The sequence below is a fragment of the Janthinobacterium sp. GMG1 genome (genome assembly GCF_034427795.1).
GTDB lineage: Bacteria > Pseudomonadota > Gammaproteobacteria > Burkholderiales > Burkholderiaceae_D > Janthinobacterium.
In genome coordinates this window covers 591,268-614,696 of record NZ_JAXQNT010000004.1, presented here as the reverse complement: position 1 = coordinate 614,696, position 23,429 = coordinate 591,268, and the positions used below count along the sequence as shown (strand labels likewise).

The 23,429-nt window shown below is 62.9% G+C and carries 19 protein-coding genes; 10 read left to right on the top strand and 9 right to left on the bottom strand.

Going from position 1 to position 23,429, the window contains the following annotated elements; genetic code table 11:
* Positions 1–3,660 (bottom strand): EAL and GGDEF domain-containing protein, encoded by a 3,660-nt coding sequence (locus SJI03_RS14705; protein ID WP_322427668.1) that lies wholly within the window; start codon positions 3,658–3,660, stop codon positions 1–3.
* A 211-nt stretch (positions 3,661–3,871) separates the two neighbouring features.
* On the opposite strand from SJI03_RS14705, the gene prpR reads away from it, so the two are divergent.
* From prpR to SJI03_RS14680, 5 genes are all read left to right on the top strand, one after another.
* A complete protein-coding gene (prpR, locus tag SJI03_RS14700; RefSeq protein WP_099378992.1) occupies positions 3,872–5,497 on the top strand; it encodes a propionate catabolism operon regulatory protein PrpR in 1,626 nt (541 codons plus the stop codon).
* Positions 5,498–5,518: 21 nt separating this feature from the next.
* Positions 5,519–6,445 carry a phytanoyl-CoA dioxygenase family protein gene (locus SJI03_RS14695; protein WP_322427667.1) on the top strand — a complete coding sequence of 309 codons (927 nt, stop codon included), beginning with the start codon at positions 5,519–5,521 and terminating at the stop codon, positions 6,443–6,445.
* Between the two features lie 90 nt (positions 6,446–6,535).
* Positions 6,536–7,408: an alpha/beta hydrolase gene (locus tag SJI03_RS14690; RefSeq protein WP_322427666.1), complete on the top strand. Its 873-nt coding sequence runs from the start codon at positions 6,536–6,538 to the stop codon at positions 7,406–7,408.
* Positions 7,409–7,411: 3 nt separating this feature from the next.
* Positions 7,412–8,479 (top strand): sensor histidine kinase, encoded by a 1,068-nt coding sequence (locus tag SJI03_RS14685; RefSeq protein ID WP_322427665.1) that lies wholly within the window; start codon positions 7,412–7,414, stop codon positions 8,477–8,479.
* Positions 8,476–9,195 carry a LytTR family DNA-binding domain-containing protein gene (locus tag SJI03_RS14680; protein ID WP_322427664.1) on the top strand — a complete coding sequence of 240 codons (720 nt, stop codon included), beginning with the start codon at positions 8,476–8,478 and terminating at the stop codon, positions 9,193–9,195. Before SJI03_RS14685 ends, SJI03_RS14680 begins: the two co-directional genes overlap by 4 nt.
* 5 nt (positions 9,196–9,200) lie before the next feature.
* On the opposite strand, the gene SJI03_RS14675 is transcribed toward SJI03_RS14680, so the two are convergent.
* The 3 genes from SJI03_RS14675 to clpS all read right to left on the bottom strand — a co-directional run bounded on the left by SJI03_RS14675 (position 9,201) and on the right by clpS (position 15,455).
* Positions 9,201–12,557: a S41 family peptidase gene (locus SJI03_RS14675; protein ID WP_322427663.1), complete on the bottom strand. Its 3,357-nt coding sequence runs from the start codon at positions 12,555–12,557 to the stop codon at positions 9,201–9,203.
* A gap of 298 nt (positions 12,558–12,855) precedes the next feature.
* Complete coding sequence (clpA, locus tag SJI03_RS14670) at positions 12,856–15,156, bottom strand: ATP-dependent Clp protease ATP-binding subunit ClpA (protein ID WP_035825884.1); 2,301 nt, start codon at positions 15,154–15,156, stop codon at positions 12,856–12,858.
* Positions 15,153–15,455: an ATP-dependent Clp protease adapter ClpS gene (gene clpS / locus SJI03_RS14665; RefSeq protein ID WP_034751577.1), complete on the bottom strand. Its 303-nt coding sequence runs from the start codon at positions 15,453–15,455 to the stop codon at positions 15,153–15,155. Before clpS ends, clpA begins: the two co-directional genes overlap by 4 nt.
* A gap of 321 nt (positions 15,456–15,776) precedes the next feature.
* Between clpS and SJI03_RS14660 the strand changes: the two genes are divergently transcribed.
* The gene (locus SJI03_RS14660) at positions 15,777–15,980 is read left to right on the top strand and encodes a cold-shock protein (protein ID WP_010395943.1); all 204 of its coding nucleotides are present in this window, start codon (positions 15,777–15,779) and stop codon (positions 15,978–15,980) included.
* An 87-nt stretch (positions 15,981–16,067) separates the two neighbouring features.
* Here SJI03_RS14660 and icd read toward each other — a convergent pair whose 3' ends face one another.
* Positions 16,068–17,321: an NADP-dependent isocitrate dehydrogenase gene (gene icd / locus SJI03_RS14655; RefSeq protein ID WP_099378987.1), complete on the bottom strand. Its 1,254-nt coding sequence runs from the start codon at positions 17,319–17,321 to the stop codon at positions 16,068–16,070.
* Between the two features lie 292 nt (positions 17,322–17,613).
* On the opposite strand from icd, the gene SJI03_RS14650 reads away from it, so the two are divergent.
* The 3 genes from SJI03_RS14650 (at position 17,614) to SJI03_RS14640 (ending at position 19,231) form a co-directional block, all read left to right on the top strand.
* Positions 17,614–18,177, top strand: coding sequence for a pseudouridine synthase (locus SJI03_RS14650; protein WP_096234386.1), 564 nt, complete (start codon positions 17,614–17,616; stop codon positions 18,175–18,177).
* Positions 18,178–18,287: 110 nt separating this feature from the next.
* Positions 18,288–18,656 (top strand): hypothetical protein, encoded by a 369-nt coding sequence (locus SJI03_RS14645; RefSeq protein ID WP_322427661.1) that lies wholly within the window; start codon positions 18,288–18,290, stop codon positions 18,654–18,656.
* Between the two features lie 131 nt (positions 18,657–18,787).
* Positions 18,788–19,231, top strand: a complete 444-nt coding sequence (locus SJI03_RS14640; protein WP_322427660.1) for a DUF192 domain-containing protein — start codon at positions 18,788–18,790, stop codon at positions 19,229–19,231.
* Positions 19,232–19,388: 157 nt separating this feature from the next.
* Here SJI03_RS14640 and rpsT read toward each other — a convergent pair whose 3' ends face one another.
* On the bottom strand, positions 19,389–19,655 hold the full coding sequence (gene rpsT / locus SJI03_RS14635; RefSeq protein WP_010395935.1) for a 30S ribosomal protein S20: 267 nt from the start codon (positions 19,653–19,655) through the stop codon (positions 19,389–19,391).
* Positions 19,656–19,963: 308 nt separating this feature from the next.
* On the opposite strand from rpsT, the gene murJ reads away from it, so the two are divergent.
* Positions 19,964–21,511 carry a murein biosynthesis integral membrane protein MurJ gene (murJ, locus tag SJI03_RS14630; protein WP_322427659.1) on the top strand — a complete coding sequence of 516 codons (1,548 nt, stop codon included), beginning with the start codon at positions 19,964–19,966 and terminating at the stop codon, positions 21,509–21,511.
* Positions 21,512–21,664: 153 nt separating this feature from the next.
* On the opposite strand, the gene SJI03_RS14625 is transcribed toward murJ, so the two are convergent.
* The 3 genes from SJI03_RS14625 to SJI03_RS14615 form a co-directional block, all read right to left on the bottom strand.
* On the bottom strand, positions 21,665–22,159 hold the full coding sequence (locus SJI03_RS14625; protein ID WP_099378983.1) for an FxDxF family PEP-CTERM protein: 495 nt from the start codon (positions 22,157–22,159) through the stop codon (positions 21,665–21,667).
* A 222-nt stretch (positions 22,160–22,381) separates the two neighbouring features.
* Entirely contained in the window at positions 22,382–23,029 is a 648-nt protein-coding gene (locus SJI03_RS14620; protein WP_322427658.1) for a type II secretion system protein, read from the bottom strand.
* Between the two features lie 5 nt (positions 23,030–23,034).
* On the bottom strand, positions 23,035–23,427 hold the full coding sequence (locus tag SJI03_RS14615; RefSeq protein WP_322427657.1) for a type II secretion system protein: 393 nt from the start codon (positions 23,425–23,427) through the stop codon (positions 23,035–23,037).
* Positions 23,428–23,429: the final 2 nt, after the last annotated feature.

Here is a 23,429-nt window from a genome sequence, read left to right as displayed (position 1 = left end):
CTAAGCAGGTAACCGCTCCAACAGCGATTGCGCATTGGCAGCGGGTACCGGCGCGGAAAACAGATAGCCCTGCGCATAGCGGCAACCGTTCGCCTGCAGCAGGGCGAACTGCTCTTCCGTTTCCACCCCCTCGGCCACGGCCGACAATTGCAGGCTGTCGGCCAGCGCGATGATGGCCGCCACGATGGCGCGGTCTTCCGCGCTGTGTTCGAGGTCCTTGATGAAGGCGCGGTCGATCTTGACCTTCTTCACGGGGAAGCGCTTCAGATAGGCCAGGCTGGAATAGCCGGTGCCGAAGTCGTCGATCGACAGGCGCAAGCCCATGCCATTGATCTGGCGCAAAATCTCCAGGGTATGCTCGCCGTGCTGCATCAGTGCCGTCTCGGTGATCTCGAATTCCAGCAGCGCCGGATCGATGCCCGTCTCGCGCACCACGGCGCCGATGGCCGCCACCAGGCCCTTGTGCATGAACTGGCGCGGCGACAGATTCACCGCCAGCGGCACCGGCTGCAAGCCCTGACGCTGCCAGGCCATGCTTTGCTCGCACGCCTGGCGCATCACCCACTCGCCCACCGGCACGATCAAGCCGTTTTCCTCCATGATGGGAATGAAGCGGTCCGGCAGCACCAGGCCGTGGCCGGGACGGCGCCAGCGCAGCAGCACTTCCATGCCGTGCAGCCGGCGCGTGGCGATATCGATGATCGGCTGGTAAAACAGTTCGAACTGCTGCAGCGCCAGCGCCGTGCGCAAGCTGCTTTCCAGATCAAAATGCAGGGCCGCCGCCTGATTCATCGTCTGCGTGAAGAACTGGTAGTTGTTGCGGCCATTGCCCTTGGCATGGTACATGGCCGCATCGGCATGGCGCATCAGCGCGTCGACATCGCCGCCATCGTCCGGATACAGGCAGATGCCGATCGACGGCGTCACGTGCAGCACGTGGCCGTCGAGCGGAAAGGCGGGCGTCAGCGCCTCGATGACCTTCTCGGCCACGCGCGCCGCTTCGTCGCTGCCACGGATGCCCGGCACCAGCACGACGAATTCATCGCCGCCCAGGCGCGCCACCGTGTCGCTGGCGCGCACGGCGCCGCACAGCCGGGCGGCCACTTCCTTGAGCAGCAAATCGCCCGTCATGTGGCCCAGCGAATCGTTGATGGTTTTAAAACGATCCAGGTCGATGAACATCACGGCCAGCTTGCGCCCGGAACGCTGCGCGGCCAGCATGGCCCGCTCCAACCGGTCCGACAGCAGCGCGCGGTTCGGCAAGCCCGTCAGGTTGTCGTGGTAAGCCATGTGATGCACGCGCGCCTCGGCCTGGCGCCGCTCGACGATCTCGCCCTGCAGCAGCAGGTTGGCGCCGGCCAGTTCGGCCGTGCGTTCCTGCACGCGCAATTCCAGCTCGTCGCGCGCGCGGCGCACCGCCTCGGCCGCCTCACGACGGGCCGTCACGTCGTCGACCAGCCACACGGAACGGCCGTGCGCATGCGCCAGGTCGAACGGCCGGCCGGACAGGCGCGCCCAGAAGCGGCTGCCATCCTTGCGCACCAGCTGGTATTCCGACATGTGCACCCTGCCCGCCTCGAAATCGCGCGCCGTCTCGCCGCGCGCCGCCTTCCACGCGGCCACGTCCGGATACAGGGCCTGCACCGACAGGCCGTTGATCTCGCCCGGCCCATAGCCGAACAGCTCTTCCATCTTGCTGTTGGCGCGCAAATTGTAGCCGCCCTCCACCACCGAGATGCCCAGCACGGCGCTGTCGAGGATGGCCTGGTTTTCCAGCAGCGCGTTGCGCAGGGATTCTTCGGCGCGCTTGGCTTCCGTGCGGTCCTCGATGATCCAGATGGTGCCGGCGGCGGGATCGTCGGGATTGACGACATAGGCGATCAGCTGCGCCCACAAGGTCGTGCCGTCGCGACGCATCATTTCCACTTCCGTCTGGAAGGGCTTGGCCACGGACAGGAAGGGAAAGGCCGCAGCGCCCAGCAAGTCGTACGATTGCTGCGACACGTACAGCGCGCGTCCGGGCAAGCCCAGCGCCTCGTCGCCGCTGTAGCCGAACATCGCGGCAAAGCCCAGGTTATAGCGCGTGATCTGGCGGTTCTTGGTATACAGGATGCTGACCGAGGCATTCGTCATGATGGCCGCCACTTCCATCTGCGTCTGGCGGCTGGCCGTGACGTCTTCCAGTATCCAGATGGCGCCCTGTTCGCTGTGCGTCTGGTCGACGGCCTTGGCGCGGATGCGGCACCAGAACAGGCTGCCGTCGCGGCGGCGGAACAGCGATTCATCCTGCTCGTACGGCAAGCCCTGTCCCAGCAGCGGCGTCGCTTGCACGCCAAATGCCTCGTAGGCGGCGGGCGAGGGAAACAGCTCGGCGGCGGGCAAGCCCGTCATCTCTTCCTGCGCGTAGCCGAACATTTCGGCAAAGCGGGGATTGCAGCGCAGGACCAGGCGCGAACGGGAAAACAGGATGCCGACGGAGGCATTGTCGAGGATAGCCTGCTGCTCCAGCATCAGCTGGCGCGTCGCCTCTTCGGCCGCCTTCTGCGCGCTGCGGTCGTCGAACAGCCAGATCGTGTCGCGCAAGCCACGGTCCGTCTGGCTCTCCGGGTTCAGCACATAGCCATACGCCAGCGCCCAGAAGGTGGAACCGTCGCGCCGACGCATCTCCATCTCGCCCTGGAACGGCTGGCCGCGCCGCAGCAGGGGCGACGCCTGCCGCACGACATTTTCATATGCCGCGCGCGACGGATACAGGTCGGCGACGGCCAGGCCCACGCCGCTGTCGCCATCAAAGCCGAAGCATTCGGCGAAGCGCCGGTTGTAGCGCAGCACGCCCTTGTCGCGCTGGAAGCCGATGGCCAGGGGCGCGTTGTCCATCACGGCCTGCATTTCCAGCATGGCGCGGCGCAGCTGGTCCTCATCGCGCCGGTGGTCACTGATATCCTCGATGATCCAGACCGTGCCGTCATGCGTATTCAGGGGATCGACGGCGCGCCCGTGCAGGCGGCTCCAGAACAAGGTGCCGTCCTGGCGCCGCAATTCCAGTTCGGTGCGGTAGGGTTTGCCCATCGAGAGCAGCGGCGCCGCTTCCAGCCCCAGGGCGCGGCAATGCTCGGCGGAGCGGTACAGCACCGCGCCCGGCATGCCCGTCAGCTGGTGGCGCGCATAGCCGAGCATCTCGGCGGCGCGGATATTGCACTCCTCGATGAAGCCCCCCTTGGAAAAGACGATGCCGACGGCCGCGCTTTCCAGGATCGCCTGCTGCTCCAGCAAAGTCTTGCGCAAGGCTTGCTGGTCGCGCTGCTGCACGCTGATGTCGGCAAACACGAGGGTCGCGCCCGGCAAGCCATCGTCCACCAGCAGGGGCCTGGACCAGACCTGTACGGCGATGGCGCCCGATACTCCTTGCAGACTGCTGTCCCAGTGCCGTTCGCGCCCGGCCGCACCGAGCGCGCCGCGCAGCATGCTGGTGCTCGACGCGCGGTAGGCGTCCGTAAAGCAGTCGGCCAGCAGCCGGCCCGCGATATCCCGCCCCAGCAGGGCGTGCAAGGCGCCATTCGCCGCCACCACCATGCCGCAGGCATCGCAGGCGCAGGCCGGCAAGGCGATCAGCTGCAAGGCATCGGCGATGAAATCGGGACTGGTCGGTACGCGGTTCATGGACACCATGGATGGTTAACGGCAAAGTGAACATGCGCCTGGGAAACATATTCTTCCAAGCATCATGGTGCTGCTAGATCATAAACCAGTTTCCGGCGGTTTTTTCATATTCCTTATTGGCAATATCTGAAACGCCACAGACCAGGTGCAACACGATCGTTGCAACGCCGTTGCATGGCAAGAAAATGAAACAAATCGTTTAGAATAAAGCATGCGCCGCCCTCCTCAACCTCCGCTCGACCACCGCGACAAACCCGTCATCTGGACCGTCTCCGTCTCGCGGCTGTTCGACCTGTTCCGCGACATCACGCTCGAATACGACGACCTGGCGACAATCGAACCGATCAACCTGGGTTTCGACGACGCCGTGCGCCACATCCGCGAACGCATGGCCACGGAGCGCTGCGACGCCGTCATCGCGGCCGGTTCGAACGGCGCCTACCTGAAAGGCCGGCTGTCGGTGCCCGTCATCATCGCCAAGGCCAGCGGCTACGACGTGATGCAGGCGCTGGCGCGCGCACGGCGCATCTCGCCGCACATCGGCGTCGTCACCTACCAGGACCCAATGCCGGAACTGGCCGAATTTGCCGCCACCTTCGGCTTCCAGATCGCGCAGCGCACCTACGCTACCGAGGAAGACGCGCGCGCGCAGATCAATGAACTGAAGGCGGCGGGCGTCAAAGCCGTCGTCGGCGCGGGGCTCGTCACCGACCTGGCCGAGGAAGCCGGGTTGGCCGCCGTCTTCGTATATTCGGCCACGGCCATCCGGCGCGCCTTCGACGACGCACTGGAACTGGCGCGCCTGACCCAGATCGAATCGAACCGCGGACGACGCACGGTGGTGGCCGACACCCTGCGCGCGCGCCACGGTCTGCACGATCTGCGCGGCGAATCGGAAGCGATGGAAGCGCTGCGCCAGTCGGTGGTGCTGTATGCGCGCTCGCCGGCGACGGTGCTGATCCAGGGCGAGACGGGCAGCGGCAAGGAACTGGTGGCGCAGGCGATCCACCGCGAAAGCCCGCGCAGCCTGGGCGCGAACCGCCCCTTCATCGCCATCAATTGCGGCGCCATCGCCGAATCCCTGCTGGAATCGGAACTGTTCGGCCACGAGGACGGCGCCTTCACGGGCGCGCGCCGCGGCGGCCATGCGGGCCTGTTCGAGGCGGCCAACCACGGCACCCTGTTCCTCGACGAAATCGGCGAGATGCCGCTGGCCCTGCAAACGCGCTTGCTGCGCGTGCTGGAAGAGCGCGAAGTGGTGCGCGTGGGCGGCACGCGGCCCATCGCCATCAATGTGCGCATCATCAGCGCCACGCACTGCGACCTGGAGCAGCGCATCCGCGAAGGACGCTTCCGCGCCGACCTGTTCTACCGCCTGGCCGTGCTGCGCCTGCATTTGCCCGCCTTGCGCGAACGCGCCAGCGACATTCCCGGCCTGACCGAATGGTCGCTGAAAAACGCGCTGGCCGCGCTGGGCGCCCGTCCGCACCCGAACCTGCACGCGGAAATCCAGGCTTGCGCGCCGCTGCTGCGCCGTTACGACTGGCCCGGCAACGTGCGCGAATTGCGCAACCTGGCCGAGCGCCTGGCGCTGTTCCTGGCCGCCGAACCGCTGCAGGCGCTGACACCCGCCTTCGTGCTGGGCGTGGCGCCGGAACTGGCCAACGCTGGCGGCACGGCGGTGCTGCCGGCGGCGCCGGCCGCCACCGTGCCGCCGCGCCTGGAAGACGAAAGCGCCAGCGCGGTGCTGGCGCGCTTCGGCGGGCGCCGCGACGCCGCCGCCCACTACCTCGGCATCAGCCGCACCACCCTGTGGCGCCGCCTGCGCACCGGCTAACTCCCAACCAACGACGACACCATGGACGACTGGCCTCACCTGCACGATTTATGGCAGCGCTGCACGGGACACGCTAGCGCGAGCGGCAACCAGGGACTGGCAAGCGACCAGCGCGACATCAAGGCGCTGTACGCGCGCGGCATTTCGATGGAAGACGCGCTGCACTTCCTGTATCAGCAACGGCCGACCCTGCAGGCTTACACCGACTGGATCGCCGCGCGCACGCGCCCACGTCCGGCGCACGCCGCCAATCCCCACCAGGACGTGCTGTCCGCTTCCGACCTGCACCATTTCGAGGAATACGGCTATCTGGTGCTGCGCGGCGCCGTGCCGCGCACGCAGTGCATCGCCGCACAAACGGCGATCTGGGACTACCTGGGCGCCAGCCCCGATGATGCGGCATCGTGGTACCGGCCGCACCCGGGCAAGCGGGGTTTGATGCTGCAGTTTTCCGACCATCCGGCCCTCGAGGAAAACCGGCACAATGCGCACATCCGCCACGCCTACCAGCAGCTGTACGGCACTGGCGCCGGCATCTACGCCAGCATCGACAAGGTGAGCTTCAATCCGCCGGAAACGCCGCAGCACCGTTTCCTAGGCAGCGCCCTGCACTGGGACGTCAGCCTGCAGCAGCCGGTTCCCTTCAAGCTGCAAGGCATGCTGTACCTGAGCGACTGTCCGGCGCGGCACGGCGCCTTTCACTGCGTGCCCGGCTTCCAGCGGCACATGGCCGACTGGCTGCGGCAAGTACCGCCGGGCCGCCAGCCGCGCGAATGGGCCATTAAAGACTTGCAAGCCGTGCCTGTCGACGGCATGGCCGGCGATTTCATCATCTGGCACCAGGCCCTGCCCCACTGCGCCACGCCCAACCGCGGCCCGGCACCGCGCATGGTGCAGTATCTGACCTACCTGCCGGACCACTGCCAGGATCAGGATGCGTGGATCTGAACCACTCATCCGGCCCTGCCGCCGCTCATCCCGCAGCGCTGGCCGCGGGGCGCGTACGCCGCTAGCATGGTCGTCAAGGAGGAGTACCCCATGAAACGAACACTGCAAACATTGATCTTGCTCAGTACCCTGCTGGCGACGGGCGCCAGCCAGGCCGCCGCGCCAAAGGCCTTCACGGTCGAAGTCACCGGACAAGGCCGTCCCCTGATCCTGATTCCCGGCCTCGCATCGTCGGGCGAAGTGTGGCAAGGGACGGTGGCGCGCCTGTGTGGCCCGCAAGCCGCGCGCCAATGCCACGTACTGACACTGGCCGGTTTTGCCGGCGCGGCCCCCATCGAAGACGACTTGCTGGCGCAGGCGGAGCGGCAACTGGCCGACTACATCGGCAGCCAAAAACTGGGCCAGCCAGCCATCATCGGACATAGCCTGGGCGGCTTCCTGGCCCTGAAAATGGCCATCGACCATCCTGCGCAAACGGGCAAGCTGGTGATCGTCGACTCGCTGCCGGCACTGGGCGCGACGCAACTGCCCACCATCACGCCGCAGCAACTGCAAGCCATGTCCACGCAGATGCAATCGGCCATGCGCGCGCAGGATGACGCCACCTACGCCGTCAGCCAGCGCCGCGCGGTCAGCAGCATGGCCAGCGCGCCGGCCGACGTGGAGCGCATCATCGGCTGGGGACAGCGCTCGGACCGCGAGACGGTGATCAAGGCCATGGGCACCCTGATGGCCAGCGACCTGCGCCAGGACGTGGCGAAAATCAAATCGCCGACCCTGGTGCTGGGCACCTGGATCGCCTACAAGGATTATGCGCCGCGCGCCGCCATCGAAGCCACCTTCCAGCAGCAGTATGCACAGCTGCCTGGCGTGCAGATCGCGTTGGCCGACACGGCGCGCCATTTCATCATGTACGACCAGCCGGACTGGATGCATGCGCGCATCGAACAGTTCCTGGACTAGACAGTGAACGCGCCCTTGCAACGGCCGCCGCTGCTGGCCAGGATCAACTGGTACTGGACCTTCCAGCTGGCCGGCTGGGGCGCGCTCACCCTGTTCAACAGCGTGTATGGCGGCTCCACGCAGCTGCGCATCGTCGTGACGATTGCCAGCTGGGGTTCCCTGGGCGGGCTGCTGCTGTCGCACCTGTGGCATGGCGTACTGCGCCGGCGCGGCTGGGCGGCGAATGGCTTGCGCTGGACGCGCATCGTGCCGTCGCTGATCGTGCTGGCCGCCATCCAGACGGCCAGCGTGGCGGCAGCCTTCCATGTCATGTATCCGCCGGGCACCCTCCGCGGCATCGCCTGGCTGCCCGGCGCGCTGCTGTTCTGGTTCGGTGTCTACCTGACCTGGACGGTGTTTTACTTCACTGCGCAGTCGCTGCGCCGCGCCAGCCGCTTCGAGGCCGAGGCGTTGCGCCTGGAAGTGCTGGCCAAGGATGCCCAGTTGCGTGCCCTGCAGGCGCAAGTCAATCCGCATTTTTTCTTCAACAGCCTCAATAGCGTGCGCGCGCTGATCTTCGAAGACCGCGACGCGGCCGCGCACATGATCGACCAGCTGGCTGGCCTGATGCGCCACGCGCTGCAATCGGGCCAGCATGCCACGGTGCCCCTGTCGGCCGAACTGGACGCCGTGCGCGCCTACCTGGCCATCGAACAGATACGCTTCGAGGAACGCCTGCGCGTCAGCTTCGCGATCGAGATAAGCGCTCCTGGCCTGGAGCACGTGCGCGTGCCGCCCATGGCCCTGCAAACACTGGTGGAAAACGCCGTCAAATACGGCGTCGAAGCGAGCGCCGAGGGCGGCGACATCCGCATCACGGCGCGGCGCGCCAGCCCTGCCGACGACGCCACCTTGCTGCAGATCGACGTGGCCAACACGGGCGCCTTGCGCGAACCGGGCAACTCCACCTGCGTCGGCTTGCGCAATGCGCGCCAGCGCTTGCAACTGGCCTGCGGCGAGCGCGCCAGCCTGGAACTGTGTGAACAGGCGGGCTGGGTACACGCCACCATCCACCTGCCGGAGCAGGCATGAACGGTCAGCCGCTCAAGGTGCTGCTGGTCGATGACGAGCGCCTGGCGCGCGCCGAGCTGCGTCGCCTGCTGGCGCCGCATGTGCAGCAAGGTGCCGTGGAGATCGTGGGAGAGGCGGCCAGCGCGGCCGACGCCGTCGCGCAGATCGGCAAGCTGCGCCCCGACCTGCTGCTGCTCGACGTGCAGATGCCGGGCGGCTCCGGCTTCGACCTGCTGGCCGCGCTCGATGATGCGCCCGACGTCATCTTTTGCACGGCCTTCGACCAGTACGCGCTGCAGGCGTTCGAGGTCAGCGCCCTCGACTATCTGCAAAAACCCGTGCAGGCGGCACGCCTGGCCACGGCCCTGGCACGCGCCGGCGCGCGGGCGCAAGCCGTGCCGCCGCCCGCGCCGCGCAAGGCCTTCATCAAGGATGGGGAACGCTGCTGGTTTGTCGCGTTTGACGATATCCGCCTGCTGGAATCGGAAGGCAACTACACGCGCGTGCATTTCGGCGCGCAGCGTCCGCTGATGCTGCGCACCTTGAACCAGCTCGAAGAAAAGCTCGATCCCGCCCTGTTCCTGCGCGCCAACCGGCGCCAGATCGTCAACCTGGCGCAGGTGGCGCAAGTGTCGCCGAATGCCGCCGATGGCCTCGACCTGCACCTGCTGGACGGCAGCGTGGTCGAGGTCTCGCGCCGCCGCGCGCAGCAGTTCAAGGCCGCCTGCGGCCTGTAACGCGATTACTTCAGCGCGGGGATCGGCTGTGCCTGGAAGGCCGGGCGCGGCTGCTCCTTGAGCTTTTTCGCCAGCATGTCGAGCGCCACTTCCAGCTGGCGGTCGGCGCCATTGAAGGTGGCGTGCGGCGGATTTTCCACCTCGACGTCCGGCACCACGCCCACGCCTTCGATCAGCCACTGGCCGTCGATGCCGAACTGGCCGTTTTCCGCCACGCGTGCCATGCCGTTGTCGGCCAGGCGCGTATTGTCGCTGAGCCAGACGCCGGCGCCAGCCGTGCGCTTGCCCACCAGCGGCGCCAGGCCCAGGGCCTTGATGCCGGCGGCGAAGGTCTCGCCATCGGAATACGTGAGTTCATCGACCAGCACCACCAGGTGGCCGCGGAAGGTGTTCTGCATGTTCGACGACGGCTGCACGCCCGGCGGCGCCCAATAGGCCCAGGCCTTGCGCAGCAGTTTTTCGATGATCCAGCTGTCGATATTGCCGCCGTTATTGCGCCGCACGTCGATGATCAGGCCTTCGCGGTTGATGTTGGCGTAAAAATCGCGCGCGAACGAGGCGATGTCATTGGCGCCCATGGCGCGCAGGTGCAAGTAGCCGATGCGCCCCTGCGAAGCGGTGGCCACCTGCTCGGCGCGGCTCAATTCCCAGTCGCCATAGCGCAGTGCCGTCTGTTTCGCCATGTTGACGGGCGTGACGATGACGGCGCGCGACGCGCCCCCTTTGCCATTACCCCGTTTAACTTGCAGCAGCACCTGCTTGTCGGCCTGGTTCAATAACAGGTCGCTGATGTCGCGCGCGGCCAGCACATTCTTGCCATTGACGGCCGTGATCACGTCGCCCGCCTTCACGTCCACTTCGGGGCGCGACAGCGGTGCGCGCGCCGACGGCAATTCCGCTTCGCTGCGGTAGACATGCTCGACCTGATAGCCATCGCTGGTGCGCGCCAGCACCGCGCCCAGGCCCGCCGGCGTGCCTTCCTGCTCCGTGCGACGCAATTCGCCGGGACGGATCTGCGAATGCAGGGCGCCCACTTCGGCCACCATCATGCCAAGTAAATCATTGAGTTCGGCACGGTCCGTGACCCGCTCGACCAGCGGCGCATATTTGTCGCGCGCCGCCTTCCAGTTCACGCCGCGCATCTTCGCGTCGTACAGGAAGTCGCGGTGCAGGCGCCACGCGTCGTTGAACATCTGCTTCCATTCCAGGCGCGGATTCGAGACAAACGTCCAGTCGTCGACCTTGACCTTGGCCTTCGACAGGTCGGCCGGCAGCTTGGCGCCCGCCTCGATCACCAGCATCTCGCCCGGCCCGGTGGCGGCCGCAGTACGGTAATACAAATGCTTTTTATCCTGCGCCAGGTCGAATTCGCGCACATTGGCCACCAGCAGTTCCGGCTTGGAACCGGTATTGCCAATCGCCAGGGTCTTCAGGCTGGACTTGTTTTCGCCGCTTTCCCGTTCGAGGAAGTACAGGCGCTTGTCGTCGGCGGCCAGCGCGCTGTAATTGCCCGCCGCCAGCGGCACTTCATACAGGCGCTCGGCCAGGCCCTGGCTGACGATGGCAGGCAAGGCGGCTGGGGCCTTTTTCACGGCGCCCTTGCCGCCGGCCTTTTCCAATGCCTTTTCCGCCGCCTGTTCGGCCGCCTTTTCACCATCCGTCTCCGCCGGTTTCACTCCCGGACGGCTCAGCTCATCGTCGGGCTGGAACGGGAAACGGTTGCCCGGCTGCAGCGCCAGCGCATATACGCCGATGCGCTTGTCGAACACGGGGCCCATGTTGCGGTCGCCCCACGGCGAACCATTGGCCAGCTGAAAATTGCGCGCCGACATGAAATACAGCCAGCGCCCGTCGGGCGAAAACACGGGCGAACCGGACGTATAACGGTCACTGGTGACAAATTGCAGCTGTTTCGACGCGAGGTTGTACAGGCCGATCTGCTCGCGCTGCTCGTTGCTGGCCACGCGCACGATGGCCAGGTTGCGGCTGTCGGGCGACCATTGCACTTCGTCGTGCTTGTCCACGCCGGCCTTGCCTGCGTCGTCGATCAACTGGTTGCCCCTGGTCGCCAGATCCAGCAGCCAGAAACGGCCCTTCTTGTCCGTGTGCGCCAGCCAGCGCCCGTCCGGCGACGGGTACAGTTTCCAGCGGTGATTATCTCCCTGCGTCGTCAGCTGCTCGCCCTTGCCCGAACCATCGGCGGCGTACTTCCAGATTTCGTTCTCGCCGCTCGTGTCGACGATGGCGAAGACGGATTTCTCGTCGCTGGAAAACACGGCGTCGCGCGCCCGCGCCCCTTCGGGAATGGCGATATCGACGCGGCGCAGGCTGCCCGTGCCGGCGATGCTGACACGGCCCCGTGCAGTAAGGATGATGCGCTCATCCTTGCCCGATACCTGGACATTGCTCAAGGTGTCGAGCGGCGAGCGGATCTGGCGCGCACGCTGCTGGTCGAAATCGGACACGAGGCTGATCGGCAATGGCGATGAGTCTGTCCCTGCCGCCAGGTCCAGCACCTGCAGGTCTGCACCCAATTGATACACAATCTTGCCGTCGCCCAACTGCGCATTGCGCACATCCCACTGCGTGTGGCTGGTCAAGGCGCGGCGGTCGGAGCCATCCGGCAGCATGCTCCACAGATTGTCGCTGCCACCCTCGTCGCTGATGTAATAGACGCGGCCTTGCCACCACATGGGGCGCTTGTTGTTGCCAGCCAACACAGCAGGCTCCGCGTGCATGCGCACGGCTTCTCCCTTGCCGCCCAGGTCATAGCGCCACAGGGTGGCATGCGCGCCGCCCCGGTAGTTGCGCACATTGTCATTGGTCATGGCCAGGCCGAAACGCGTGAAAAACAGCGTCTTGCCCGCGTCGTCGAGCACGGCATCGTTCGCGTCGGCCACGGGAAACACGCGGCGCGTCTGTTTCACGGGATCGATGGCGGCGACGATGCGGCGCGAAGCGGGACCATCCGTGTTTTGCGTGCTGACCAGTACTTCACCCTGCGCCGTCCAGCCCAGCACCAGTACGCCGCCATTGTCATACGAAATACGGCGCGGCAAGCCGCCGGCCAGCGGCATCACATACGCTTCCTGCGCCCCTTCATAGGCGGCGGAAAAGGCCAGCCACTGGCCGTCGCGCGAAATCGCCGCGTTCGTTTCATAGCCGGGATGCGTGGTCAGGCGCTGCGCCGCGCCACCGCGCACGCTGCTTTTCCACAAGTCGCCTTCGGCCGTGAAGACGACGGTATCGCCGCGCACGGCGGGGAAACGGAAGTAGCTGCCGGCAGGCGCGGCAGCGGCAGCAGCGCTACCCAGCAAGCCGGCGGAAAACAAGAGGAAGGCGAGAGTACGGGAAATTTTCATGTGAGCATCCAGATAGCGGTCAGGTGGCATGGACATCATGTCGATACCGGACAGCAATTCTGGCATAACTACGACCAAAGAAAACCTTCTTAAAACCTTCTTTATTGCCCATAAAAACGTAAAAAAACCCGCGCCACTTGCGTGGGCGGGTTTTTCGACAAGAGCAGAACCGCTCTGAACGCTGAACAAAACCGTAGCGAGCGGCAGCGAGTTACGGCCGAGAAGCGGAACTGTGCAAGAGCACAGTGAGCATCGGAGGCCGCAAATCGCGACGCGCAGTAGGTTTGGTTCGGTGTTCTTATTCCACTTCCACCGTTTCCGGTGCAGCCGTCGGTGCCGCGTCTGGCGGTTCCGGGAATTCCAGCAAGACCTGGTCCTTGTCGTCGAGGTCGACGGTGACCCGTCCGCCGGTGACCAGGCGGCCGAACAACAGTTCGTCGGCCAGGGCCTTGCGGATCATGTCCTGGATCAAACGTGCCATCGGACGCGCACCCATGAGCGGATCGAAACCTTTCTTGCCGAGGAAAGCACGCAGCTTCTCGGTAAATACGGCTTCGACCTTTTTCTCGTGCAACTGCTCTTCCAGCTGCATCAGGAACTTGTCGACCACGCGCAGGATGATTTCCTGGTCCAGCGAGCGGAAGCTGATGGTCGCGTCGATGCGGTTGCGGAACTCCGGCGTAAACATGCGCTTGATGTCGGCCATCTCGTCGCCAGCCTGCTTCGAATTGGTGAAGCCGATCGACGTCTTTTGCAAGCTTTCCGCGCCCGCATTGGTCGTCATGATGATGATCACATTGCGGAAATCGGCTTTGCGGCCATTGTTGTCCGTCAAGGTACCGTGATCCATCACTTGCAGCAGGATATTGAAAATGTCCGGATGGGCTTTTTCAATTTCATCGAGCAGCAAGACCGCATGCGGCTTCTTGGTGATCGCTTCCGTCAGCAAGCCGCCCTGGTCGAAACCAACGTAGCCCGGTGGCGCGCCGATCAAACGACTGACGGCGTGGCGTTCCATGTATTCCGACATGTCGAAACGGATCAGCTCGATACCGAGGATGAAGGCCAGCTGTTTCGCCACCTCGGTCTTGCCGACGCCGGTCGGACCGGAGAACAGGAAGGAACCGATCGGCTTGTCCGTCTTGCCCAGGCCGGCACGCGCCATCTTGATGGCCGAGGCCAGCGCATCGATGGCGGGATCTTGCCCGAAGACAACATTGCGCAAGTCGCGGTCGATCGTCTGCAGCTTGCTGCGGTCGTCCTGGTTGACCGTTTGCGGCGGAATGCGCGCGATCTTGGCGATGATGTCCTCGATCTCGGCCTTGCCGATGGTTTTCTTTTGCTTCGACTTCGGCAGGATGCGCTGCGCCGCGCCCGCTTCATCGATGACGTCGATCGCCTTGTCGGGCAGATGGCGGTCGTTGATGAAGCGCGCCGCCAGTTCGGCCGCCGTCGACAGGGCCGAGGCCGAGTATTTCACGCCATGGTGCTCTTCGAAGCGCGATTTGAGGCCGCGCAAGATTTGCACGGTTTGCTCGACGGTTGGCTCGTTGACGTCCACTTTCTGGAAGCGGCGGGAGAGCGCATGGTCTTTCTCAAACACGCCGCGGAATTCCGTGTACGTGGTCGCACCGATGCACTTCAACTGGCCATTTGCCAGTGCCGGTTTCAACAGGTTGGACGCGTCCAAGGTGCCGCCCGACGCCGAACCCGCACCGATGATGGTGTGGATCTCATCGATGAACAGGATGCCGTTCGGATTGTCCTTCAGCTGCTTGAGCACGGCTTTCAGGCGCTGCTCGAAGTCGCCGCGGTATTTGGTCCCTGCCAGCAAGGCGCCCATGTCCAGCGAATACACGACGGCATTCTGCAGGATTTCCGGCACATCGCTTTGCGTGATGCGGTAAGCGAGGCCTTCGGCGATGGCCGTCTTGCCCACGCCCGCCTCGCCGACCAGCAACGGATTGTTCTTGCGGCGACGGCACAGGATCTGGATCACGCGGTCGACTTCTTCCTCGCGGCCGATCAGCGGGTCGATCTTGCCTTCGGCAGCAGCCTTGTTCAGGTTTTGCGTGAACTGGTCGAGCGGGCTTTCCTTCGGCTGGCCATCGACAGGCGCTTCTTCCACGCCTTCGGAGGCTTTCGCGCTTTCCGTCGACTGGTCCTTGCGCACGCCGTGCGAAATGAAATTGACCACGTCCAGGCGCGTCACGCCCTGCTGGTGCAGGTAGTAGACGGCATGCGAATCCTTTTCGCCGAAGATGGCCACCAGCACATTGGCGCCCGTGACTTCCTTCTTGCCATTCGAGGCGGACTGGACGTGCATGATGGCACGCTGGATCACGCGCTGGAAACCAAGCGTCGGCTGGGTGTCGACTTCGCCCGTGCCAGGCACGGTCGGCGTGTTGTCGCCGATGAAATTGGTGAGGGTCTTGCGCAGGTCCTCTATATTGACCGCGCAGGCACGCAACACCTCGGCAGCGGAGGGATTGTCCAGCAGTGCCAGCAGTAAATGCTCAACCGTGATGAATTCGTGCCGTGCCTGCCGAGCTTCGACAAACGCCATGTGCAAACTTACTTCTAATTCCTGCGCAATCATACTTCCTCCATCACGCACTGCAGGGGGTGCCCCGCCTTGCGCGCATGCGTTAAAACGAACTCCACTTTGGTACACGCTATATCTTTAGAGAACACGCCGCACACTCCTTTGCCGTAGCGATGAACACTGAGCATGATTTGCGTCGCCGTTTCACGGTCCTTGTTGAAATACTCCTGAATGATGGCCACCACAAATTCCATCGGGGTGTAGTCGTCATTGAGCAAGGCTACCTGGTAGAGCGGTGGCGGCTTCAGCACTTGCCGCTCCAGCAGGGTTTCTGTGTCGTGCTTGGTTGCCATACGCTTATTCTAATGCTTTCACAGTGGTTGTCATGCGCAATATCTACGCCTTTCCAATTGTTTTCAATCTTACGCGTTTTCTTAATAGTGCGCAGATGGCGACCTTGCCGCCAAAATCAAGAGTTGCTTTTTTGGTTGCCGTGAAGAATTTGGCAATATCGATGGAAAAGCGCTTGACTTCATTATTTATTCCGCCAACAATGCTGTATCGACTGTTGCAGTAATGTACAGCTTGATAAGAAGTGAGACGTCGAGGAGGGGGCAAGAAGCTTCTTGCTTTTATGGCTCGTGTGATTTGTTTTAATTTTGAAAGTTCTTTTTATGGCAACAGGTACAGTTAAGTGGTTCAATGATTCCAAAGGTTTTGGCTTCATCACTCCAGATGATGGCGGCGAAGATTTGTTTGCTCATTTCTCCGCAATCAACATGAACGGTTTCAAGACCCTCAAAGAAGGTCAAAAAGTTCAATTCGAAGTCACGCAAGGCCCTAAAGGCAAGCAAGCTTCCAACATCCAAGCAGCCTAAGCATCGCCTGCCCTCAGATGTGAAAAACCCCGTCTCCTGACGGGGTTTTTTTTCGTCCGCAGGGTGCGCAGCACCCTGCCCCTCGTGTTACATGTGCTCGATCATCACGGCGCCGAAACCGGAACACGACACTTGCGTGGCGCCTTCCATCAGGCGGGCAAAGTCGTAGGTGACGCGCTTCGAGGCGATCGACTTTTGCATCGAGGAAATGACCAGGTCCGCCGCTTCCAGCCAGCCCATGTGGCGCAGCATCATTTCCGCCGACAAAATCAGCGAACCGGGGTTCACGTAATCCTTGCCAGCGTACTTCGGCGCCGTACCGTGCGTCGCTTCGAACATGGCGACGGAGTCGGACAGGTTCGCGCCCGGCGCGATGCCGATGCCACCCACTTGCGCCGCCAGCGCGTCGGAAATGTAATCGCCGTTCAAATTCAGGGTGGCGATGACGCTGTATTCGGCCGGACGCAGCAAAATCTGTTGCAGGAACGCGTCAGCGATGGAATCCTTGACGATGATGTCGCGGCCCGTCTTCGGGTTCTTGAACTTGCACCATGGACCGCCATCGATCAGCTCGGCGCCGAATTCCTTTTGCGCCAGCGCATACGCCCAGTCGCGGAAGCCGCCTTCCGTGTACTTCATGATGTTGCCTTTGTGCACGATCGTCACGGATGGCTTGTCATTGTCGATCGCGTACTGGATGGCCTTGCGCACCAGGCGCTCCGTGCCTTCGATGGAGACGGGCTTGATGCCCAGGCCCGACGTGGCCGGGAAACGGATTTTCGTCACGCCCATTTCATTGACGAGGAAATCCATCAATTTCTTGGCTTCGGGCGAACCCTGCTGGTATTCGATGCCGGCGTAGATATCTTCCGAGTTTTCGCGGAAAATCACCATATCCGTCTTTTCCGGCTCTTTCACGGGCGATGGCACGCCCGTAAAGTAGCGCACGGGCCGCAGGCAGACGTACAGATCGAGCTGCTGGCGCAAGGCCACGTTCAGCGAGCGGATGCCGCCGCCAACGGGCGTGGTCAGCGGGCCCTTGATGGAAACGACGTAATCTTTCAGCACTTCCAGGGTTTCTTCCGGCAGCCACACATCGGGACCATACACATTCGTCGATTTTTCGCCCGCGTAGATTTCCATCCAGCTGATCTTGCGCGCGCCGCCGTAGGCCTTGGCCACGGCAGCGTCGATCACCTTGATCATGACCGGGCTGATATCGATGCCCGTGCCATCGCCTTCAATGAAGGGAACGATGGGATTATCTGGTACATTCAGCGAAAAATCGGCGTTGACGGTGATTTTTTGGCCGTCAGCAGGTACAGTGATATGTTGATACATCGTGATCTCCGAAGTGGGACACACCGCTGGCGGGCAACACAGGCCGGCGACGCGCTCTGCGGTTGCAGAGTTTACAAAAACAAGTCCGAACATGGCGGCAACAACGCACTTTAGCAGGGAAAGAACACCCGGGCCATCCGCGGCGCCAAAGAACCTCGTTGCCATACCGCCTCAAGTCTTCTATAAGACATAAGACTGACGTTTCACATTATGCACCAGTATCTTACAGGGCGCCACGCTTTTGCGGCGCCGACCAGCAGCCACCATCGCTTACATCAATTCCTTTACCAGCATGCCACTCATCCTCTTCAATAAACCATTCCAGGTCCTGTGCCAGTTTTCGCCGCAGGATGGCCGCGCCACCCTGGCCGACCATCTCACCATCCCCGGCATCTACCCGGCTGGCCGGCTCGACGCCGACAGCGAAGGCTTGCTGCTGCTGACGGACGATGGCCGCCTGCAGCACGAGATCAGCCACCCGGACCGCAAGGAAGCGAAAACCTATCTGGTGCAGGTCGACGGCGTGCCCGATGCGGCCAGCCTGGCGCGCCTGCAGGCGCCGCTGGACCTGGGCGACTTCATCACCAAGCCGTGCAAGGCCGTGCGCATCGCCGAGCCGGACTGGCTGTGGCCACGCAATCCCCCGATCCGCGCGCGCGCCGACAAACCCACCTCGTGGCTGGCGATCACCTTGAAAGAGGGAAAAAACCGGCAAGTGCGGCGCATGACGGCAGCCGTCGGCCTGCCCACCCTGCGCCTGGTGCGCAGCGCCATCGGCCCGTTCTCGCTGGCCAGCCATCCCTTGCTGCCCGGCGAATGGTGCGAGGTGCCGGCCGAGAACATAGGAAAAGCGTGAGCGGGGCAAGAAAAAACAGCCTCGGCATCGAATTTTGCCAATAAGCACTATTTATTTTTAGATAATGCATTAAAATCATCCCACCTTAACATGACAGAAAAGGAAAGATGATGACAAAAGTAATTCTGACCCTGGCCGCCTCCCTGCTTGCTGGCGCCGCACTGGCGCAATCGGGCGCCAAGGTGCACGCTTCCGCCGCGACCGATGCCGTCAAGCCGCCACCCGCTTCGGCAGCCAGCCATGCGTCGGCAGCTACCGACGCCGTCAAGCCGGTGCCGCCGGCCTCGGCCACCGTCAACGCTTCGGCCGCGACGGATGCGGCGCGTTCCGGTGCATCAACCAAGGCTTCGGCCGCGACGGATGCGGCGCGTTCCGGTGCATCAACCAAGGCTTCGGCCGCGACCGATGCGCAACGCATGATTCCCCAGGCGCGCAAGACGAAGCAGCCGGCCGCTGAAGCTGGCAAGCCCGTGAAGTAAGTGCAGTTCCCGGGGTTACGGCAACAGCCATGTTGCTGTAACCCCACGCTTTCGGCGCGGACAGGCAGCATGCTTGACCAGGCAGCCGCCAGCATGGCTTAATCGCCGCTTCGCAGCCACCATCCCGCCCCATGAAAAATTCCCTACGCCGTCTCAGCCTGTCCATCGCCCTGCTGGCCTGCGCCAGCATTGCCCAAGCACAAACCAAGGGCGTGCAACTGTCGGCTGGCATGCACTTGATCCAGGCGGAAGTGGCCGCCACGGAAGCGCAGCGCGAACAGGGTTTGATGTACCGTGAAAAAATGGAGGCTAATGCGGGCATGCTGTTCGTCTTTGGCAATCCATCGACGCAATGCATGTGGATGAAAAACACGCCACTGCCCCTGTCCGTGGCTTTTATCGACGCCAGCGGCAAGATCGTCAACATCGAGGACATGCAACCGCACACGCTCGACAGCCATTGCTCGACGAAGACCGTGCCCGTGCGCTATGCGCTGGAAATGCACCTGGGCTGGTTCAAGCAAAAGAACATCAAGCCAGGCATGAGCATCGGCAACTTGCCGGCCGCACGCTAGGCGGTGGCCGCTGTCCGCTGCGGACACGGCCGCGAAAAACCGCGAAAAAGAACGCGAAAAAACCCGCTAGAATGAATCTGCGGGTTTTTGCTTTTCAACCAGTGCCAGCGTACCGGCACAGACAAGGCCACCGTAGTGGCTTGCCTGCTGGCGAATATTAAGCGGACAGTGCTTTCAAAGCAGCTGCCAGACGGCTCTTATGGCGAGCTGCCTTGTTTTTGTGGATGATCTTCTTGTCAGCGATACGGTCGATGGTCGACACGGATGCTTGGAAGATTGCAGCAGCAGCTGCCTTGTCGCCGCCCTGGATCGCTTTGCGAGCAGCTTTGATAGCCGTGCGCAAGGTCGAACGTTGGGACGAATTGTGTGCGTTTTGCTTAACTGCTTGACGAGCGCGTTTGCGCGCTTGTGCGGTATTTGCCATGGAATTTCCTAAAACAGGGTCAAAGTGCGTTTGCAAACATTAGTGTTTGCCAACCGGTGCGTTCTGTGCGTCTGCCGAACCATGTGTGCCAAACCAGTGCCTGTCAAACATTAGTGTCTGCGTAACAGAATTCTGTACAGCCTTCGATTATAGCGATATTTTCAAGCGGGGGCAAATCAAAAAACCGTGTGCCACGTCAAAAACACGTGAAAATGGGGCTGACAAGGGCGAATAGGCGGCGCTTGTTACCCGCTTGTTACCATATTTTAACCGTTTGCCGGTACTGCGCCCGGCTATAATCTGCCCCCATGAACTTGCTTAAAACCCTCGCCGCCATTTCCAGCATGACCATGCTGTCCCGTGTAACCGGATTATTGCGCGAAAGCCTGTTCGCGCGCGCCTTTGGCGCCGGCGCCTACACGGACGCCTTCATTGTTGCCTTCCGCATCCCCAACCTGTTGCGCCGATTGTTTGCCGAGGGCGCGTTCTCGCAAGCGTTCGTGCCGATCTTGTCAGAATACAAGAACCAGCATGGCCAGGAAGCGAGCAAGCAACTGGCCGACCATGTGGCCACCACCCTCGTCTGGGCCACCTTGCTCGTGTCCGCCATCGGCATCGTGGGCGCGCCATGGTTTGTGTACGCGATCGCCACGGGCCTGTCCAAGGATCCGGGCGCCTTTGACGCGGCCGTGTGGATGACGCGGTTGATGTTCCCATATATTACTTGCATGTCCTTCGTGGCCCTGGCCGGCGGCATCTTGAATACCTGGCGCGAATTCAAGATTCCCGCGTTCACGCCAGTGCTGCTGAACCTGTCGTTCATCGCCGCCTCGCTATTCCTCGCGCCCCATCTGGCGCAGCCGATCTACGCCATGGCCATTGCCGTGTTCGCCGGCGGCCTGCTGCAAGTGGCGGTCCAGATTCCCGCGCTGATCAAGATCGGCATGCTGCCGCGCCTGTCGATCAATCCCGCCATCGGCCTGTCCGACGGCGGCGTGCGCCGCGTATTGAAGAAGATGGGGCCGGCCGTGTTCGCCGTCTCGGCAGCGCAGATCAGCCTGATGATCAACACGAGCATCGCGTCGCGCCTGGCCGAAGGCAGCATTTCCTGGCTGTCGTACGCGGACCGTCTGATGGAGTTCCCCACCGCCATGCTGGGCGTGGCCCTGGGCACCATCTTGCTGCCCAGCCTGTCGAAAGCGAACGTGGATGGCGACAAGACGGAATACTCGGCCCTGCTGGACTGGGGCTTGCGCCTGACCTTCCTGCTGGCCCTGCCTGCCGCCGTCGGCATGGCAACCCTGGCCACGCCGCTGATCGCCACCCTTTTCCATTACGGCAAGTTCACGGCCGAATCCGTGACCATGTCGACGCAGCCGCTGGTGGCTTACAGCCTGGGCCTGATCGGCATCATCCTCGTGAAAACCCTGGCGCCCGCCTTTTATGCGCGCCAGGACATTCGCACGCCCGTGAAGATCGCCATCGGCGTGCTGATCGCCACGCAGCTGATGAATCTGCTGTTCGTGCCCTACATCGCCGTGGCCGGCCTGGCCCTGTCGATCGGCCTGGGCGCCTGCCTGAACGCCACATTCCTGTACTGGGGCTTGCGCAAGCGCGGCATCTACCAGCCGAAACCGGGCTGGGCCAAATTCTTCCTGCGCCTGCTGCCGGCACTCATCGTGATGGGCGGCGTGGCGTATCTTGGCGCCATGCGCATCGACTGGATCGCTATGCAAGCCCATCCGCTGCTGCGGGCCGGCGCGCTGGCCCTGGTGGTGGCGCTATGCGGCGTGGCGTACTTTGCCACCTTGTTCCTCGTTGGCTTCCGCTTCCGCGATTTCAAGCGCCACGCGTAACAACATGCGCAGGACGTTGTTGCCTGCGTCTCGCCGTACTAGCGTACTGTCTTCGACTTGGCGCCTAGTCCTGCACATGTTGTCGTAATCACACACGTATCAAGAAACAAAAAAACCCGCCTCGGCGGGTTTTGTCATTCCAGCCAATAAAAATCAGGCAGCTTTGCGGGCGCGGCGGGCCGCGAAGCCGACCAGCGCCAGGCCGCCCAGCAACATGCCGTAGGTTTCCGGTTCCGGCACAGGCAAGGCGGAGACCGTGCCCACGTACTGACCATTCTGCAAACCGCTCAAGCCTGACACACGCACCTCATAGGTACCCGCAGCCAGGGAACCGGCCCAGCTCAGGCTTTGGATGCCAGCCACCGACGTCAGGGTCAGGTCGCCATAACCCACCAGTGTGGCGGCGAAGTTGCTGATCGCGCCTTCGGCAACGGAAAACGTTTGCAATGCGCCAAACGAGGTCGACGATGGGGTCAGCAGCTTGAAGGTCCACAAATCATCGACCACCGAATTGGCGGCGAAATTGGTGGTGATCGATGCCCGCGTATCGAAGCCGCTCGGGTCCAGGATGCCCAGATTGTAGGTGGCCGCCGATGCGCTGAACGATGCTGCAGCCAGAATGCCTGCCGCGATAAATTTCAATTTCATAAATTATCCCTTAAAAGTAATTTATGGCCGCCAAGTGGGTCAGCCATCGCTTTAGTACTGAAAGTACCAAGCGGAATGGTAGCATAAAGACATTAAATTACTTGTAATTATTTTATTGAAATTTCATTTATTGAAAGTGTTTCCTCTATGAAATGGTTATGAGTCAAGATGAATTTCCAAGTGAAAATAGTTGCCCTTGGATACTTCGTTGTTGACTTATGGTTAAAGCGCATTGCGCGCTTCCTGTTCTGCGCCGCTCTCTTCGTCCGGCTCCACCACCTCGTGCGGTACCGGTTCGGGCGCTGGCGCAACAGGATGCGGCGGCGGAAACAACGCTGGCGGAGCGGCGGAGGGCGGCGCGACGGCGTCTGCCGGCACCAGGGCCAGTCCCGCCGGCGGCACGGGCCCGCCGGCAACAAACTGCCACTCGGACAGGTGCGACTTGCCTTCGAAACCTGTGAAACGGGCCTCGAAATTACCCACTTTTAAAGGCGCAGACGACGACAGGCTATGCACGCCGATGATGCCCTGGCTGCCGGGCTGGTACAGCAAGCCCCACTCGGCGCGTCCCGTGATGGGGTCCACATACAGCTTGCGCAAATGGCGGCGCACCTGCGGAAAGCGGGGATCGCGCAGCAAGGCGGCCAGGGTCGGCGGCTGCGGCGGCTGGCCCGCTGGCGTGGCGCCCGCGTAACTCTGCAGTGCATCGACAAACTGCGCGCCGATGTCGAGCAATTCCTGCTCGGCCGCCTGGCGCTGCAACAGGGAACCCATCTTCAGCCCGGCCGCCCCCACGAGGCCCAGGATGGCCACCAGGATGATCAGGCCCAGGTAAGTGAAACCACGCTGGCGGCGCGCAGGACGGTGCATGGCCGCTACCAGTCGGCGAACGGCGTGCCGCTGCGGTCCTTGCCGGGCGCGCCGCTTTTCACGTCATACACCTGGCCCGGCGTGTCGTCGGGCGGCGGCACGATGAGCCAGCTGCTGTCGCTATCGGTGATGGGGTCGATGGGCATGGCGCGCAGGTATTTCTTTTCCACCAGTTGCTCCAGTGAATCGGGATAGCGCCCCGTATCGCCGTGGAACTGGTCGATGGTCGTGCGCAGGTTACGCAAGTTGTCCGCCAGCACAGTTTCCTTTGCCTTGTCGAGGCTGGGAAAGTAGCGGGGCACGGCCAGGGTCAGCAGCAGCGCCACGATACCGAGCACCACCAGCAACTCGATCAGGGTAAAGCCGCGCGTGCGGGCGGCGCGGTCATGGACAGGCATGG